Source organism: Shewanella chilikensis (genome assembly GCF_002836945.1).
In the GTDB taxonomy this organism is placed as follows: domain Bacteria; phylum Pseudomonadota; class Gammaproteobacteria; order Enterobacterales; family Shewanellaceae; genus Shewanella; species Shewanella chilikensis.
Genome location: NZ_NIJM01000040.1, coordinates 22,303 through 39,350, shown reverse-complemented (window position 1 = coordinate 39,350; position 17,048 = coordinate 22,303). Strand labels below are relative to the sequence as shown.

The following is a 17,048-nucleotide window of genomic DNA, read 5'->3' as shown; positions in this document are numbered from 1 at the left end:
TCGACCTTCGAGCCTCGACATCCCTGTCTCGGCTACGCCAATTTGCAACAACGCCCGCGGCGGCTCCGGAGGGGTAACGGTGCAATTCTGTAATGATAGCGTTGCTTGAAATTGCAGATAGACCCACAGGCATACGCCTAATTCCAGGCACAGGCGGAACTGTGACCTTCCGAGCCAGGGATGGCGAGGCAGAGCTTACAAGGATGTACTCGAATAACTTCCCTGTTTAACGGCCAGCTCGTCATCCATGACTCGCGCTCGAAAGCACGTTGCTGCGCAACTCTCGCCGTGTCACAGGATCGCCTGTGCGAGAGCGCACCGCAGGTGATGGGCTGCAACTTAGTTGGCAGCTAAGACCAAGTTCATTGGTGAGTTTTGGCTTAAAGCCATGATAGCCGCTGTGCCAGCGGCCTAAAGTCGTGGAGCAAATGCATCCATGCATAACGGCCAGCTCGCCATCCCTGGCTCTCGCTCGTAAGCATGTCGCTACGCGACACTCGCCGCCCCACACTCGACCAAGCGGGGAGCATCAGCAATGAAAAAGACCCAACTCACGTTGGGTCTTTGGGGGGGAATCAACGAGGTTTTGCCGCTCAGGTTGGCGGCAAACGCCTTAAGCCTGTTGCGGTTCCACTGCCCGATAATGATCTTGCATGGTGTAAGAGCGGGCGTAGAGCGCAAACACCAAGGCGGCCAGCAGGGCGAAGCCGGCGAAGAAGAACATCTGGAAGGCGGTGACACTCAGGCCGGTTTCGGCAATCTGATTGGTCACGGCATCGCTCTTGACGCTGGCGTTGGCCAATAGCACCCAGAGGTTGCCCACAGTGACCGACAGTGTCCAGAAGCTCATGATGCTGCCTTTCATCGACTTGGGTGCCTGGCTGTAGGCAAACTCCAATCCGGTGGCAGAAACCAGTACTTCACCGAAAGTCAGCAGCGCATAAGGTAGCACTTGCCAGGTGATGGACATGGGGGTGCCGCCATCCATCATCAGCTGAATGCTGCCTATTACTATCCAAGACAGGCCGGAGAAGGCGATACCGGCGCCCATTTTACGCAGGGCATTGAGACGCACGCCGTTGCGCTCCAGCATGGGGTAGAGCACAAAGTTATTGAAGGGGATCAGCAGCATAACCAGCAGAGGGTTAAGCGCTTGCATCATGGCCGGCTCAAACCAATCCGGCTTGACCATGTCGTTGGCCTGTAAAATCCAGGTGGAAGCCTTTTGATCGAACAGTGACCAGAAGGGAGTGACCAAGGCAAACAGGATTAAGATGCGGAATACGGCGCGCACACCGTCCACCGCCTCTAGTGGATGTTGATTGCGGGCCCGTTCCAGCTGCATGGAGGCGCCTATGCCGACAAAGCCCATCAAGAGCACCATTGCCAGACACAAGGCGGTCACCACTCCCAGGCTGTCGTATTGGGTGAGAGAAAACAGCGCCAGCAGTATGCCTATGGCACTCAGCAGCAAACCTGTATTGGCCTTGCCGGGCACAGGAGTGAAGATGGCGCTCTTGAGCACCGGCAGGAAGCCGTGTGGATCTTTGGGCTCGGGTTGCTGGTGGACATAACGTTTACGGCCACCCCAGAAGAATACCGTGGCGATAAACATCAGTACCCCAGGAATACCGAAGGCCACTGAAGGGCCGAAGAATTTCAGCAGCAGCGGCATCGACAGCGAGGCGAAGAAGGAGCCGAAGTTGATGGTGAAATAGAACATGTCGAAGGCTTTTTGCGCCAACGATTTATTGCTCTGATCGAACTGATCGCCCATGAAAGAGGACACCAGCGGCTTGATGCCGCCCGAGCCCAGGGCTATCAGGAACAGGCCCGAGTAGAAGCCGGTTTTGCTGGTTTCGAAAATCGCCAGGAAGGCATGGCCAATCACATAGACTATGCTGAGCCATAAAATGGTGTGGTATTTGCCGAAGAAACGGTCGGCCAACCAGCCCCCCAAGAGAGGGAAGAAGTACACCCCGATCACAAAGGAGTGGAACACATCTTTGGCTTCACCCTGACGCAGTTCTTCCGGCACCGACAGCAGCAAAGCCGTCATTAGGAAGGGGGTCAGAATGTTGCGCATACCGTAAAAACTGAAACGCTCGCAGGCTTCACTGGCAATGATAAAAGGGATCTGTCGCGGCCAACGCGCAGAGGAAGGTGAGCTCATAATTTACCTTGGTTATTGTCGATTCTAATAAAGGTTGCAGCTATATGCGCATAATCCGGCTTTCCATTCAACTCTGGTGCCTGGCAAAAGCGTATTTTTTGTGAGCTTGAGTACAAATTTGCATCGAAAGTCATGAAAAGGGCAAACTGATTACTCGCATTGGCAGCGGCATTGAGCTGTCATCATAGCGCCACGCTAAACCAAGGCTATCGGGAGCCAGGCACCATGGATACACCCTTGTATGGACCATTGACCATCGATGAATGGCTCAGGCTTAACCTGCAGCGCCAGGGCTTGTTGCAACAGGCGAACTCGGCGGCGGCCGTGATCCGTCAGCTGGGTTATGTGCAGATAGATTCCATCAATGTGGTCGAGCGGGCCCATCACCATGTGCTGCACAATCGGTTGCCCGGTTATCACCCCGAGCAGCTGCAACAGGCTATGGTCGGTAAAGAGGTGTTCGAGTACTGGGCTCACGCCGCGGCCTACCTGCCTATGAGTGACTACAGATACAGCCTGCAGCGCAAACAGCAACTGCGCCAGGGGGATAAACACTGGTTTGAACCGGACGAGCCCTTGATGCGGGAAGTGCTTGCCAGAGTGCGCGCCGAGGGGCCGCTCAAGGCCAGTGATTTTGAACACCCAAGTGATCAGCGTGGCAGTTGGTGGGACTGGAAACCGGCCAAGAAGGCGCTGGAACAGCTATTTATGCGCGGCGAGTTAATGGTGCTGCGGCGGGAGCAGTTTCAAAAGGTTTATGATTTGGCCGAGCGAGTACTCCCGCCGGGCATAGATACCCGGGTGCCCGACGATGAGGAGTTTGGCCGGTATCTGGTGAACCGCTTTCTCAATGCCAACGGTTTTGGCTCAGAGGTCCAGTTTGCCTATCTGCGTAAAGGCATGCGGCCGGTTATCAAGCGGGTGTTGGCCCAGGGGCTGGAGGCCGGTGAACTGCAGCAATTTAAGGTCGATGGTCAGCAGTATTTCTGCCCGGCAGAACTGAGTGCGGCGCCCATGATCCCGGAGCGGGTCTGGCTGCTCAATCCCTTCGATAACCTGGTTATTCAACGTAACCGCTTAAAGCAATGGTTTGGCTTTGACTATCAACTGGAAGTGTACCTGCCGCAGGAAAAGCGAGTTTACGGCTATTTCAGCCTGGCCATCCTCTGGTGCCAGCAGTTTATCGGCCGGGTCGATGTCAAGGCCGACCGGCCGCGCCAATGCCTGCTGTTGCAAAACCTGGTGTTGGAGCCCGAGTATGCCAATCGGCCTTTGGATGATCGATTGCTGGCCGAACTTACCAGGGCCATTGCCGACTATGCCCGTTTCAATGCTTGTGAGCGTTGGAAGTTGGTGCGCAGTAATCACAAGGAGCTAAAGCAGCGCTGGCGCCGTTTGCAAAGTTTATAGTGCCGGCTCGGCTCTGTGCCTGCCTTAAAATAGCCGTTTAGTTGGCTGAGAGGAGTGTGGCATTTTGGTAAACAAATCCCCGCAAGCGGACTTTTGTCCTCAAGGCTTTTTTGGCTTCGCCGGTAGACTCGGACCAGTTTTTATCCGAGGAACAGCTTATGACAGCACATATCAACGCCGCCAAAGGCGATTTTGCCAAGACAGTTATCATGCCCGGCGATCCTTTGCGGGCCAAATACATTGCCGAGCACTTTCTCGATGATGCCCGAGAGGTGACTTCGGTGCGCAATATGCTGGGTTATACCGGCAGTTGGCAGGGTAAACCGGTTTCCGTAATGGGCCACGGCATGGGGATCCCCTCTATGGTGCTTTATGGTCATGAGCTGATCAACGACTTCGGGGTTGAGCGTATCATTCGGGTGGGCAGCCTGGGGGCGACCCAGCGTCAGGTGCAGATGCGTGATGTGATCCTGGCTCAGGCGGCGGGGACAGATTCAGTCACCAACGCCAAGCGCAGCGCAGGTTATCATATGCCGACTTCGGCCTGCTTCCCGCTGCTGCTCAAGGCCTGGGAACAAGCCAAGGCCCAGGGGCTGAATGTCAGAGTGGGCAATGTGTTCAGCGGCGATCTCTACTATGACCCGGATGAAGATCTGATCCCGGCGCTGGAGCGCTTCGGCATTCTGGGGATAGATATGGAAGTGGCCGGTCTCTATGGCCTGGCGCAGCAGTTCGGCATCGAGGCCTTGGCGATTCTGACTGTATCGGATCACTGCCTCACAGGTGAAGAAACCAGTGCCGAAGAGCGCCAGCTGTCATTTAACCAGATGATCTCGCTGGCGCTGGCCGTGGCCTAACGTTGATGGATGATAAGAAATGAATAGTAAAATCACACTGACGGCCATCAGTTTTCTGGCCAACTTTATCATGGCGGGTTTCGCCTCTCAGTTTGGTATGTTGATAGAGCCGATAGCCACCCGCTTCGGGGCCGATGTCAACGATGTGGCTTCAATCTTCTCACTGCTGAACGGCGGCGCCCTGGCGGGTACTGTTGTGGCCTTTTTGTTGATTGAAAAGGTCGGTATCAAGCCGATGACACTGCTGAGCTATGCCGTTATCTTCCTGTCGGCGCTGGCGCTGCATTTGGGTTCCTCATTGACAGTGGTCATGGTGGCCATGACGCTGGTGGGTTTGTGCGGCGGCATCGGCTTGTGTATCGCCGGTACTCTGGTGGTGTCCCTGTGGCAGGAGCGAATCCAGTCCACCATGCTGGTGGTGCAGGATGCCACCTTTAACGTGGCCGGGGTGGTGTTTCCGCTGATCACCACTTATGCGCTGACACACTCACTGGCCTGGAGTTACAGCTATCTGGCAGTAGGCCTGGTGGCCTTGCTGACCCTGGCACTGGCGGCCTTCACCTCATTTAGCCGGGTGCAGGGCCAGGGTGAACAGGCGCAGTCCGCTCAGCGCTCCGAGTGGAACTTCGGTATTATCAGCGGCGGTCTGGGGCTGTTTCTGGGCATGTTGGCGCTCTATACCTTCCTCACTTGGGCGCCTATGTTTGTGAAGCAGAAGTTTGAGATCCCGTTTGAAGAGGCGGGCAATATCATCACCCAGTACTGGTCGGCGGCGTTGGTGGGCGCCTTGATCTCAACCCTGATAGTGACCCGGATGCAGATCCGCCACTTCCTGTTGATGATCATCTCGTTGGCACTGCTGCTCACCAGCTGGATTGTCAGCAGTGGCGATCTGGAAACCCTGGGGTATCTGACCTATGGCTACGGCTTTGTCTGCGCCGCGCTGTATAACGCCTTTATCGCCTATGGGGTTTCCTTTGTGAAACAAGCCAGTAGCCGCAATGTGTCCTTCATTCTGATCAGCGGCAGTGCCGGTGCCATGTTCAGCCCGGCGATTAGCTCAATGGCGGAAAAGATAGTGGGCTTGCAGACCGTCATGTATGCCATTCCTGTGCTCTACGGGGTGATCTTGCTGATGCTGCTGGTGTCCAATTTGGGCTTTAAGCGTCAGGCCGAGGCGGCTGCGGCCTGAGTCTGAATCTCTTTTCAACGAATAGGGGAGCTAAAGCTCCCCTTGCTCGACAAAATCCTGCAGCGCCTTGAGATCCATTATTTCCAGCTTGCCCTTGCTGCGCCGAACCAATCCGGCATCTTCCAGCGATTGTATCGCCCGGCGATAAACTCTGGCGGTGGTGCCGAAACGCTCAGCCTCCAGATAGCCCTTATTGAACCCAGATACCGGCAGGTCATCCAGCTGCTGGTGATAGAGGTCGTAGGCAATGTTGTAGCTGATGGGGTAGAGCATTCGCCGGGTGAAGATGTCCACAGTGTCCTGATAATCTATGGCGATGGCACTGGCGAAAAACAGCGCTAGCCTGGGGTGCTCCCCCAGGGCCTGCTGCAGCTTGTCGGCGGGAATAATGCCACAGGTCAGGGTGGTTTGTGCCAGAATGTCCAACTGGCAGGGGTTTTGGGTGAAAAACTCCATTTCACCGAATAGCTGCGAGTCACATTTCAGGGTGCCGAGTTGAAAGTTGCGGCCGTTGCGGGCGCTGTAGCTCATGGCGATTTTGCCACTGGGCACCAGTACCAGTTGATTCAGCTTCTGTCCCTGCTGCATCAAGGCCTCTCCCGGCGCAAAGCGGCGCTGCTCGCTGACGCAACTGAGCAATACCCGCTCCACCAGAGGGTAGTCTGATTGCCATTCCTGGGAGTATCTGCCTTGGGTAAGAGGTTTAAGCTGCATCTTGGGGTCGAAAACTAGGGCTTGGTGGAGGAATTATCCTGCCAATGGCGCAGATGGCAAGCAAGGATTGGTTGCAGCCGCGGTTTCATGATTGACCTTTGTCGTCAATCATGGAACCCTATCGGCATTCTTGGGCCATACAGAGCAAAGTGCAGCATGGGGTTTTCACTCGGTGTTAACCGCTTTTCCCTCAAAGACAGGGCGCTGGTGTCATTGATCATCAGTCTGCTGGTGATCCTGCTCTGTTTTGGTCAGCAGCTTTCGCTGTTTGGTTCCTGCCCGCTCAAGGCCCAACATCAGCTGACGCAACTTGGTGTTGATACTGCGCCGACTCACGCCAATGATGCGAGCAAGGCGCAGCTCAATGAAGAGCCCTGTCATCTGTCTTCCCATATGCTGAACCTGCAACCTGTGGTGTTGCAACTGGGACTCACGGCCCTGTTGCTGTTTCTGCTGTTGCTCAACTGGCTCGGCAGTACCCGACCTTTCAGTGTTTATCTCTCCCACCCCATAGTCTCCAAACGAAGGCGACACTCAGTGTTGTGCGTGTATCTGGAATGAAAACATCCTGAACTCTTGCCGGTTAACACCGGGTTCTGATGTTTTGTTTTGGAGCTAATTTCATGTATTTAAAAAGAATATGGCATGCCTTCGCGGTATGTCTGATGCTGCTCAGCCAAGTAGTCTTGGCAGAGCCGCTGAGCAGTGGCTGGCTCAAGCACCCGGATCATCCTCCGGTTAAGGTGCAACTGACGCTGGCCGATGTTGATGCCGACCAAGTCGGTGAGCTCAACGCCCTGCTCGATGTGGCCCTGAGCGGCGACTGGAAAACCTACTGGCGTGCGCCGGGGGAAGGCGGGATCCCGCCGACCCTGGACTGGTCCGCCTCGGAGAACATTGCCGCGGTCGACTGGCACTGGCCCTTGCCGCAGCGCTATGTGTTGCAGGGCATAGAAACCCTGGGTTACAAGGGCGATACCTTGTTTCCACTGACTATTCGCCTCAAGGATCCCGGGCAGCCATTTCGGCTCAAGGGCACCCTGACCCTGTCTTCCTGCACCAATGTCTGTGTGTTGACCGATTACCCTGTGGAGCTGAGCGCTCAGGCCGCCGGGCTTAAGGCCGATGATGGCTTTTTGCACCAGTGGGGCGAGGCGATGGCCAAGGTGCCACAGGGCAATGGCGGCGCGGTATTGCAGTCGATTGTCTGGGATGAAAAGCAGCAGTTGCTGCAACTGGCTATAGAAGCCGCAAGCCCCTGGCAACAGGCAGATCTGTTTCTGTTCGGCGAGGATGAGACAGTCAGCGAGCTAATCTTCTCCCGGCCGCAGATCCAGACAGATGGCAAACGGCTGACCGCCACTTTCGGGGTTAAACACTGGCTGGGAACGCCGGATCTGGAGGGCAAGCCACTGTTGATTCACCTGGCCGACACACACCTTTCGGCCGAACTGAGCGGCGCCATCGCCACAGGTCATGTTGCCAAGCCGCAGCCGAGCCTGCCGTTGTGGAGCCTGTTTCTGATGGCGCTGGCCGGTGGCCTTATTCTCAACATCATGCCTTGCGTATTGCCTGTGCTGGGTATGAAGGTGCACGGGGTCATGATGAGCAGCCAGGGCAGTCGCAGTCAGGTTCGCGGCCATTTTATGGCTTCGGCACTGGGTATTTTGCTGTCCTTCTGGTTGATTGCCGCCGGTCTTAGCTTGCTGAAGTTGTCCGGTCAGTCGCTGGGCTGGGGGATACAGTTCCAGCAGCCCTGGTTTATCGGTTTTATGGTGTTGCTGACCTGGGGCTTCGGCCTCAACCTGCTGGGGATGTTTGAAATCAATCTGCCTTCCAAGTGGCAAACCCGCCTGGCCGGTGCCGGTGATGATTCGCGCCTCGGCCACCTATTGCAGGGGATGCTGGCCACGCTGCTGGCTACGCCATGTACCGCGCCGTTTCTCGGTACTGCGGTGGCCTTCGCCCTCGGCGCCGACTATCCCATGCTGTTTGCCCTTTTCAGCGCCATGGGGCTGGGAATGGCCTTGCCCTGGCTGATGTTGGCGTTGTGGCCGGCGTTGGCGCAGCGTTTACCCAAGCCCGGGCGCTGGATGAGTTGGGTCAAGCCTGTGTTCGCGCTGATGATGCTGGCAACCTGTCTCTGGCTGCTGAGTCTGCTGCAAAGCTTCTTCTCCGTTGCGGCTATCTTGGGGCTGGGCGCCTTGATGTTGTTGCTGACACTGGGACTGCTGGGCAAGCGTTACGGCACTCAGGTAATGGTGTATGCCATTGGCGGCAGTTTTCTGTTTGCCAGCCTGGCGCTGGGGGTTGGTTATCTGACCCGGGATGCCTGGGTCAGCCCTTTGCCTTCGGATCACCACTGGCAACCGCTGAATTTGGTGCAGCTCAAACAGGCAGTCGATGAGGGCAAGACAGTGTTTGTCGATGTCACGGCCGACTGGTGCATTACCTGTCAGGCCAACAAGGTGGGGGTGCTGCTGCAAAACCCTGTCTATGATGCCCTTGGCGATGACAGAGTGCTGCTGATGCGTGGTGACTGGACCAAACCCAGCGAGGAAATTACCGCCTACCTCAAGGCCAATGGACGCTTTGGAGTGCCTTTTAATCAGGTCTATGGCCCGGGAACCCCCGCCGGTAACCCATTACCGGTAATCCTCAGCAGCGATGGAGTATTGGCGGCCTTGGCCGAAGCGGAGAGCAGACAATGACCCAGGAAAATAAACTGGCCCACAAGGGGCTTCAATGGCTCAAGACCCTGCTCGGTTATGGGTTATTCATTCTGGTGGTGAGTGTTGCCCTCGATGCCTTTCGCAGCCGTGAGATGCCGGAAACCCTGCCGCTGCAAACGGTTCAGAGCCTGGCCGGCAGTCAGCTGGATATTGCCGCCATGAGTATGGAGCGCCCGGTCATTCTGTACTACTGGGCCAGCTGGTGTGGCGTCTGTCCCTTGGTGTCCGGCACTGTAGATGGTTTCAGTGACAGTGAGCAGGTGGTGACCGTGGCGCTGCAGTCGGGCAATAACACCCAGGTTAAGCAGTACCTGCAAAACAAGGGCTACGGCTTTGAGGTAGTTAATGATCCCAGCGGCGCCTTGGCGCGCTCCCTTGGAGTGTCGGCGACACCGACGCTATTGTTTATTTATCAGGGCGAAATCCGCAGCAGCACCACAGGAGTCACAAGTTGGCCGGGGATCTGGCTGCGACTCTGGCTGACAAAAATGAATTTAATTTGAGGAATAACAAGATGAAGTATTGGATAGTATTGAGTGCCTGGCTGCTGGCGGCCAGCGGCAGTTTACAGGCGGCAGAGCAGAAGCTGAGCCAACAAGAGGAACAGCAACTGGGGCAGATCCGCAGCATTTTGCTCAAGCATCCGGAGATCATTCCCGGCGTGCTTGGCAGCATAGAGTCTTATGTGGAGCAGCGGCAGTTGCAGCAGCAAGCGCTGGCCAAGCACAAGGACTGGCTGTTCAATAACCCGCAGATGCCGACTATGGGCAGCAGCAAGCCTGAGTTACAGCTGGTGGTGTTTACCGACTATAACTGCCCCTACTGCAAGCGGATGGAACTGGAATTTGCCAAGCTTTTAAAGGAGTTCCCAAACTTGCAGGTGGTCAATGTGTTTGTGCCATTGAGGCAGATAAAGGCCCAGGGCACTGAGCTTTCTTCCGGCGCCTTTGCCCTCGAAGTCTGGCGGCAGGATCGTAAGGATTTCCCCCGGGTACATGAACTCTTGATGGCCAAGAATGGCATGCACACAGGGAATTCACTGCAGCAGGTCGCCAAGGCCACGGGCACAGAACAATACCTCAAGCCCAGCGGCCGCGCCGACGAGTTGATGCATACCAATGTGAGAGTCTTCTCTGAATTGGGCTTTGGCGGCACGCCGACTCTGCTCATAGGTGATGAGGTGATCCCTGGTTATATCGACTATGCCACCCTCAAGGCCGTGGTGCAGCAGGTGCTGGAGCGCCAAGGGTAATTGGCTTGCGGCAGTTATCGCCTTTCTGGGATAATTGCCTGTCGCCGGGGCGAGCGCCCCGGCTTTCCCCGCACAGATGATTAAGAGTCGAGATGAAACACGTAAGCCTGCAGTTGACCGAAGACGGGTCACATACTCTATTTAATGCCGAGCTCAATGAGACCTATCACTCCCACAAGGGGGCGTTGGCAGAATCCCGTTATGTGTTTATCCACGCCGGGCTCGAGCAGGTGTTGCAGGACTTTGACCATCTGGCGATTCTGGAAGTGGGCTTCGGCACCGGGCTCAATGCCCTCATGACCCTGGGGAAGGCGCTGGAGCTGGCAAAGGCGCGTCAGCAGAGTGGCTTGGCGCCGCTGCCGATGCGCTATGTCACCATAGAGCCTTATCCCTTGTCCGCCGAGCTGATTGAAGGACTGAACTACAAGGGCATGCTGCCCGACTGGTATGCGCCGCTGTTCGATGCCTTGCACGCCGCCCCCTGGGATCAGGATGTGGAAATCATGCCGGGTTTTGTGCTGCGTAAGGTCAAGGGCAAACTGGAGCAGCTCGAGTGGCAGGGCGAACCCTTTAACTTGGTGTATTACGATGCCTTCGCCCCCAGCAAGCAGCCGGATGTATGGGCGCTGGATAACTTCAAAAAGTGTTATGGGTTGCTGGAGCAGGGCGGCTTGTTGGTGTCTTACTGCGCCAATGGCCAGTTCAAGCGAGATCTCAAGGCCGCCGGTTTTCAGGTAAAAGCTTACCCCGGCGCCCTTGGCAAGCGCGAGATGACCCGCGCCTGGAAGTTAGACCCGCTTTAAGCTGCGACGCAGGCCGGGCAAGGCCTCCAGCGAGCACAGCAGCAGTCCGGCCCAGATGAGGGAGAAACTCACCAGTTTCACCTCGTCAAACACCTCTCCAAAGATAACCACCGCCAGCAAAAATTGCAGGCTGGGCTCAATGTATTGCAGCAAACCCACCATGGACAGACTCGTGTATCTCAGCGCCAGGCTGAATAGGATCAGCGGCGCTAGCGTCACGGGCGCCGAACCGATATAGAGCATAATGCCTTCGCTGCCGCCAGCCAGTGCGGCGCTTTGCTCTGTGGCCAGCAGATAACAGAGGTAGCCCAAAGCAAAGGGCGTCAGCAGCAGTGCCTCCAGTGTGACCGAAGTGAAGGAGTCAAAGCGGATAAACTTTTTCAGCAGCCCGTAGAGGGCAAAAAAGCTGCCCATCACCAGCGACAACCATGGCAGGCTGCCATATTGATATACCTGCCAGCCAATACCGGCAATGGCCAGCACCACGGCGGCCAGTTGCGCCTTGCTCAGCTTGTCGCCGAGGAACAGTACCCCCAGAGCGATGGCAAACAGAGGATTGATAAAGAATCCCAGGCTGGCCGCCAGTACCTGGCCATGGGTCAGGGCCCAGGTGAAGCTGACCCAGGAGATACACATGATAAGCCCGGCGGCAAAGCACAGCAGCAAGGAGCGTTTATCACGCCACAGCGCGCCAAAGGCAGGTAACGGCCGTCTCAGCAGGACAAAGGCCAGCAGCATAAAGGGCACAGACCAGATGACCCTGAAGGCCAGCAACTCGAAGATGGCCGCATCCGGCAGCAATTGATAGTAGAGGGGTAATATTCCCCAAAGCACGAAAGAGAAGGCCGCCAGAGCGTTTCCCTTGAGAGAGCTGGACATGATTTTCACCGAAACAACACAATACTCGGATATGGCGGCTATTCTGGCATGGCCCTTATAAAAGGGAAGTGAATTAACTCACTGTTTAAAAAATCTTTTCATTCTTTAAACTCAACTGGCTGCGTGAGCATTAATTCTTGGACTTTTAAACTCCATTTTCCCCTTTTTTGATTGGCCTCAGAGCTCTCAAAATGATCTTGGTTATTTTGCGAGGGGGCGGCGTTCCTGATGGCGAACAGCTTGAGTGAGTCGGGGAAAGTGGGCAGCCAATTCGGCTTCTCATCGATTTACTCAAGCTGAGCGTTGGTGCGTCTTCAGTCTGAAACTGTGAGCCTATTCTTTTACCTGAGCCTATTATTTTACACCTGTCGGACTTTGCATCCGTTACGCGAGTCGCTAGAGTATCAAGATTTTCTGATGAACAGGATGGATAGATGGAACCCGGATTCTGGCATGAACGCTGGCACAAACAGCAGATAGGTTTTCACCAGCAGGATATTAACCCCTTCTTGGTAAAGTACTGGTCCACACTCGGGCTTAGGGGCAATGAGCAGGTTTTTGTTCCACTTTGTGGCAAGTCTTTGGACATGTGTTATTTGGCCGAGAAGGGCCATGATCTGCTCGGCTGTGAACTGAGCGAGTTGGCGGTAAGGCAGTTCTTTGAAGAGAATCGCCTTGCGTATCAACAGAAAGCCTTTGGCGAACTGCAGGCGTTTTCCAGTGAGCAGATGACCTTGCTACAGGGAGATCTCTTTGCATTGCAGGCTCAGCAATTGGCGTCGGTAGGTGCTTTCTACGATAGGGCAGCGTTAATCGCCTGGCCTGAGGAGATGCGTTTGCAATATGCCGCCAAGCTGGCTGCCTTGTTGCCGAGTGGTTGTTGTGGCCTGTTGATCACTCTGGAATATCCTCAGGATATGCTCAAGGGGCCGCCATTCAGTGTGACCCGGGAGTGGATAAGGGAGCATATGAGCCAGTGGTTTGAGGTCTCTCTGCTGGAGCAAGCCGATGTGTTGGCCGATAACCCCAGGTTCATTGCCAAAGAGGTGCCTTGGCTCAATGAGAGTGCTTATCTTTTGAAACGTAAATAAGTTTCTCTGGCGAAGATAAGCGTTGAAGGCGTGAACAGCGCTTGGTTAAAAGCTCGATAAACAAAAAGGCGACCCTGAGGTCGCCTTTAGTGTCTATAACTACTATCTCAACAGAGATTAGAAGTCGTAACGTACACCCACGGTGAATACGTTGTCGTCTTGCAGGTCCTGTTTAACACCTTCTACTACGTGCTCACCTTCGTAATGAGCATAGTGACCATATACCAGAGTTGACTTGGACACACGGTAGTCGGCACCCACAGTGATGTTGGTCACTTCGATATCGGTACCATTAAGTTTGTGCTTTTCTACAACATCACCATTGATTTTGGTGTACTTGATGTCGTTACCATAGTACTTACCTTCACCTGATTCATCATAGCCGTATTGCAGCTTCAGGTTAACGCCGTTCAGGTTGTAAACTACGTTGACGAAGTAAGTGTTGTTATCGTCTTTTTTGATAACATCTTCAGAGTTCTGATACAAAGCACCGATTTTGAAGTCGCCCAGTTTAACTTGACCTACGGCGCGGTAAGCGTCGATGTTGCTGATGCCTTTGTTGTAGGCGATAGCTGCATAGTAGTTCTGAGCCTTCAGCTTCTTGTCACCGAGGGTGGCACTCAGAGCGTACTGGCTCTCGTCGCTTTCATTTTTACCTTCGTTGTTATCGTCAACCAGGTAAGTGGCGTTCAGAGTGATCAGGTCAGCGATCTTTGGAGAGTAGTACCAGAAACCGTCAGCGCTACGGGTCTGACCACCAACCAAACGGTCGATATCCGCGTTGGTGTTACCGAATGCGTCAACGCCGCCTTCAGCTTGCTTGAATACAGTGTCGTTACGACCGACCAGTACAGTACCATAGGCGGTCTTGGCACCCAGGTAAGTGTTACGGGCTTTGAAAGTGTCACCTGTACCTGAAGTGTTTTCTACCTGGAACTCCATCTGATAGATGATGTCTACACCATCAGTCAGCTTCTCGGAACCTTTTACACCCAGGTTTGAGAAGTTGTTTTCAATATAAGTACCAGAGTTGTTTTCGTTGGCAAAATTATTGGTATCAATCCCATTAGTGCCAGTTTGCAGAGTGGCACCTGTGTCAGTATGAGTTACAGACAGATCCAAACGGCCATACAGAGTTGGGCCATCAGCCAGCGCACCGAAAGAGGCTGCGGCCAGAACTGTTGCTACTGACGCAGAGATAAGGGTCTTCTTCATGTGTTGTGCTCCCTAGAACCTGAGTTCTAATCCATGTATTTATGGTTATTTAACAAACGAGTGTTCCTGGATTTGCAGCGGACATCCTGTCCGTCGCAAAGCTGCGCTGATTCTTACAGTTTTGTTTCTTCAAGATTGTGGCCTAGATCAAACTTTTTGCCCCATTTCGCCAGGAAAAGCGTCAATCTGTGACAAAAATGTCCATTTGGTTCAAAAACCACCCAGAAGCTATTGTTCACAAAATCAGCATGTTCATCTTTTCGCTATAAAAAGATAATTTTGCAGTATGAAGGACTGTATCTGTTGGTTATTTTTAATAAAACAAATTGTAAATTAGTGATAGATGAAGTTTTAATAAAAGTGAAATTTTTCAGCACAAAAATGACATTTATGTGCACTGGTTCTCATTTGAACCGCCAAATCAGCTCCTGACAGAGTCGACGCAAATCTCTTCAAGTGCCGGTTAATATGCCTTATGACAGAGAGACTTTGATCCTGTTACACCCTTGGCTTGGGGATAGTCGGGTATTCGGCTAAAATGCCGCCGAAGAAAATTGGGAACCAAGTTATGCAAGATACAGACTCAGAGCTGTTGGAGGCGGAAGCCTATCAACAGCGTTTTGGCGGCATCGCCCGTTTATATGGTGTTGCTGCACTGGCGGCCTTTTCCAAGGCTCATGTGATGGTGATAGGTATAGGTGGCGTCGGCACATGGGTCGCCGAAGCTTTGGCTCGTAGTGGAATCGGGCATATCAGCCTGATGGATCTTGACGATGTGTGTGTCACCAATACCAACCGTCAGATCCATGCGCTGGCAGACACCATAGGAGAGTCCAAGGTTGCTGTGATGGCGCAGCGGATTAAGGCGATTAATCCATTGTGCCGGGTGGATGAAATAGAAGATTTTATTGCTGCAGATAATCTGAGCCAGTATCTGTCGCAGGACAAGGGCATAGACTTTGTGGTGGACTGCATAGATTCGGTAAAGCCCAAGGCGGCCTTAATCGCTTGGTGCAAACGCAATAAGATTAAGTTGGTGACTATCGGTGGTGCCGGTGGTCAGACAGACCCAACCCAGATCCAGCAAACGGATCTGGCCAAGACTTTTCAGGACCCATTGCTGGCTAAGGTACGTAACTTGCTGCGCAAAGAATATGGTTTCAGCAAGAATCCACAGCGGCGTTTTGCCGTTGATGCCGTGTTTTCCAGTGAACACCTCAAGTATCCTCAGACCGATGGCAGTGTTTGTTCCACTAAGGCTGGCGCCCAAGGTAGTATGAGAATGGATTGCTCCTCAGGGTTTGGTGCTGTGACCATGGTGACCGGCAGCTTTGGCTTTGTGGCCGCAAGTCGGGTTTTGGCGCGCTTGGCGCAGGAAGCCAGTACTCCCGGCGGCAATACCAAGGCTGAATAAACAGCACAAAACATGATCTGAGTCTAATGTGGCAAGTGTCTGGGTTGTTAGAATCCAGACACTTTTTCGCTACAGATATTAAGCTTATGCGACAAGCGCTGCTCAATCGTTTCCTGCGGTATGTCAAACAGGATACACAAGCTGATCCGAATTCCCTATCTGTTCCCAGTTCTCAAGGCCAGGTGGCCTTCGCCAGTCAGTTGCAACAAGAACTGCTCGAGCTGGGATTTGATGATGTCTTCCTCAGTGAATCATGCTGCCTTTATGCCAAGTTACCGGCGAATACTGCTAAGGTACCGGCAATTGGTTTTCTGGCTCATATGGATACGGCGGCGGATTACTCCGGTGCCGGGGTCAAACCTCGGGTGATCGCTGACTATCAAGGACAAGTTATTGAACTGGAGCAGGGGGAAGAGCTTAGTCCTGAGCAGTTTCCTTCGTTGCTGAACTATCTCAATAAAACACTGATCACTGCCGATGGTACTACGCTATTGGGGGCTGACGACAAGGCAGGTATCGCCGAAATTGTCACGGCACTACACTATCTATTGCAGCACCCTGAAATCCCCCATGGTGAGATCAATCTCTGTTTTACACCCGATGAGGAGATAGGCCGAGGTACTGATGGTTTGGATCTCGAGCTTTTCGGTGCAGATTGGGCCTATACGGTTGATGGTGGCGCAGTTGGCGAACTTCAATATGAAAACTTCAATGCCGCCACTGCGGTGATCACCGCCAGAGGCAATAATTGTCATCCCGGCAGTGCCTATGGGGTGATGGTCAATGCCTTGACCATGGCCGCCAGGTTCCATGCCAGAATGCCACTCAATGATGCGCCAGAGACCAGCGAAGGTTATCAGGGCTTTTTCCACCTGTTATCCATGGAAGGCCAGACAGAAGAAGCCAGGTTGGTATACCTGATAAGGGATTTTGACCGCGCTCAGTTTGAGCAACGTAAAACCTGGCTGCAAGAATCTGTGGCTAAATGCAATGCTGAGCTGCAGGCCGGTAGTCTGGAGATCTGTATCAGCGACAGCTATTACAATATGAAGGACTGTATATTGCCTGTGCCTCATGTGACAGATATTGCCTGTCAGGCGATGGAGATGGCAAACATCACACCGGATATCAAACCTATCCGCGGTGGCACTGACGGTGCGCAATTGTCCTGGAAGGGACTGCCTTGTCCCAATCTTTTTGCCGGCGGCCACAATTTTCATGGCAAACATGAGTATGTCTGCCTTGAGTCAATGGAAAAGGCGGTAGAGGTGATCATCAATATCGCCAGGTTAACGACTCAGAGATACGCCGAGTAA

The 17,048-nt window shown here is 53.9% G+C and carries 15 protein-coding genes; 11 read left to right on the top strand and 4 right to left on the bottom strand.

The genetic code is table 11. From position 1 onward, the window contains the following. Positions 1 to 613: 613 nt before the first annotated feature. Positions 614 to 2,173 (bottom strand): POT-type proton-dependent oligopeptide transporter, encoded by a 1,560-nt coding sequence (locus CX651_RS14555; protein WP_101056623.1) that lies wholly within the window; start codon positions 2,171 to 2,173, stop codon positions 614 to 616. A 237-nt stretch (positions 2,174 to 2,410) separates the two neighbouring features. On the opposite strand from CX651_RS14555, the gene CX651_RS14550 reads away from it, so the two are divergent. The 3 genes from CX651_RS14550 (at position 2,411) to tsgA (ending at position 5,632) form a co-directional block, all read left to right on the top strand. Then, positions 2,411 to 3,583 (top strand): winged helix-turn-helix domain-containing protein, encoded by a 1,173-nt coding sequence (locus CX651_RS14550; protein WP_373296854.1) that lies wholly within the window; start codon positions 2,411 to 2,413, stop codon positions 3,581 to 3,583. 158 nt (positions 3,584 to 3,741) lie between these two features. Then, positions 3,742 to 4,440, top strand: coding sequence for a purine-nucleoside phosphorylase (gene deoD, locus CX651_RS14545; protein WP_101056621.1), 699 nt, complete (start codon positions 3,742 to 3,744; stop codon positions 4,438 to 4,440). Between the two features lie 19 nt (positions 4,441 to 4,459). Then, positions 4,460 to 5,632 carry an MFS transporter TsgA gene (tsgA, locus tag CX651_RS14540; RefSeq protein ID WP_101056620.1) on the top strand — a complete coding sequence of 391 codons (1,173 nt, stop codon included), beginning with the start codon at positions 4,460 to 4,462 and terminating at the stop codon, positions 5,630 to 5,632. Positions 5,633 to 5,662: 30 nt separating this feature from the next. Here the strand turns inward: tsgA and CX651_RS14535 are convergent, their stop codons facing one another. Beyond that, on the bottom strand, positions 5,663 to 6,346 hold the full coding sequence (locus tag CX651_RS14535) for a Crp/Fnr family transcriptional regulator (RefSeq protein ID WP_101056619.1): 684 nt from the start codon (positions 6,344 to 6,346) through the stop codon (positions 5,663 to 5,665). Between the two features lie 156 nt (positions 6,347 to 6,502). Here CX651_RS14535 and CX651_RS14530 point away from each other — a divergent pair, with 156 nt between their 5' ends. From CX651_RS14530 to mnmD, 5 genes are all read left to right on the top strand, one after another. Next, entirely contained in the window at positions 6,503 to 6,907 is a 405-nt protein-coding gene (locus tag CX651_RS14530) for a hypothetical protein (RefSeq protein ID WP_101056618.1), read from the top strand. 62 nt (positions 6,908 to 6,969) lie between these two features. Further along, positions 6,970 to 9,057 carry a protein-disulfide reductase DsbD family protein gene (locus tag CX651_RS14525; RefSeq protein WP_101056617.1) on the top strand — a complete coding sequence of 696 codons (2,088 nt, stop codon included), beginning with the start codon at positions 6,970 to 6,972 and terminating at the stop codon, positions 9,055 to 9,057. Continuing rightward, positions 9,054 to 9,581, top strand: a complete 528-nt coding sequence (locus CX651_RS14520; protein WP_101056616.1) for a protein disulfide oxidoreductase — start codon at positions 9,054 to 9,056, stop codon at positions 9,579 to 9,581. The genes CX651_RS14525 and CX651_RS14520 overlap by 4 nt, the downstream gene beginning before the upstream one ends. Positions 9,582 to 9,592: 11 nt before the next feature. Beyond that, complete coding sequence (locus CX651_RS14515) at positions 9,593 to 10,330, top strand: DsbA family protein (RefSeq protein ID WP_101056615.1); 738 nt, start codon at positions 9,593 to 9,595, stop codon at positions 10,328 to 10,330. Positions 10,331 to 10,422: 92 nt separating this feature from the next. Then, positions 10,423 to 11,133, top strand: a complete 711-nt coding sequence (gene mnmD, locus CX651_RS14510) for a tRNA (5-methylaminomethyl-2-thiouridine)(34)-methyltransferase MnmD (RefSeq protein ID WP_101056614.1) — start codon at positions 10,423 to 10,425, stop codon at positions 11,131 to 11,133. Here mnmD and rarD read toward each other — a convergent pair. Beyond that, on the bottom strand, positions 11,119 to 12,012 hold the full coding sequence (gene rarD, locus CX651_RS14505) for an EamA family transporter RarD (protein ID WP_071237380.1): 894 nt from the start codon (positions 12,010 to 12,012) through the stop codon (positions 11,119 to 11,121). The genes mnmD and rarD overlap by 15 nt on opposite strands. 434 nt (positions 12,013 to 12,446) lie before the next feature. On the opposite strand from rarD, the gene CX651_RS14500 reads away from it, so the two are divergent. Next, positions 12,447 to 13,103, top strand: coding sequence for a thiopurine S-methyltransferase (locus CX651_RS14500; RefSeq protein ID WP_101056613.1), 657 nt, complete (start codon positions 12,447 to 12,449; stop codon positions 13,101 to 13,103). Positions 13,104 to 13,220: 117 nt separating this feature from the next. Here CX651_RS14500 and CX651_RS14495 read toward each other — a convergent pair whose 3' ends face one another. Next, positions 13,221 to 14,318, bottom strand: coding sequence for a porin (locus CX651_RS14495; RefSeq protein ID WP_101056612.1), 1,098 nt, complete (start codon positions 14,316 to 14,318; stop codon positions 13,221 to 13,223). Between the two features lie 568 nt (positions 14,319 to 14,886). Here CX651_RS14495 and tcdA point away from each other — a divergent pair. Continuing rightward, the gene (tcdA, locus tag CX651_RS14490) at positions 14,887 to 15,732 is read left to right on the top strand and encodes a tRNA cyclic N6-threonylcarbamoyladenosine(37) synthase TcdA (protein WP_101056611.1); all 846 of its coding nucleotides are present in this window, start codon (positions 14,887 to 14,889) and stop codon (positions 15,730 to 15,732) included. 86 nt (positions 15,733 to 15,818) lie between these two features. Next, positions 15,819 to 17,048 carry a peptidase T gene (gene pepT / locus CX651_RS14485; protein WP_101056626.1) on the top strand — a complete coding sequence of 410 codons (1,230 nt, stop codon included), beginning with the start codon at positions 15,819 to 15,821 and terminating at the stop codon, positions 17,046 to 17,048.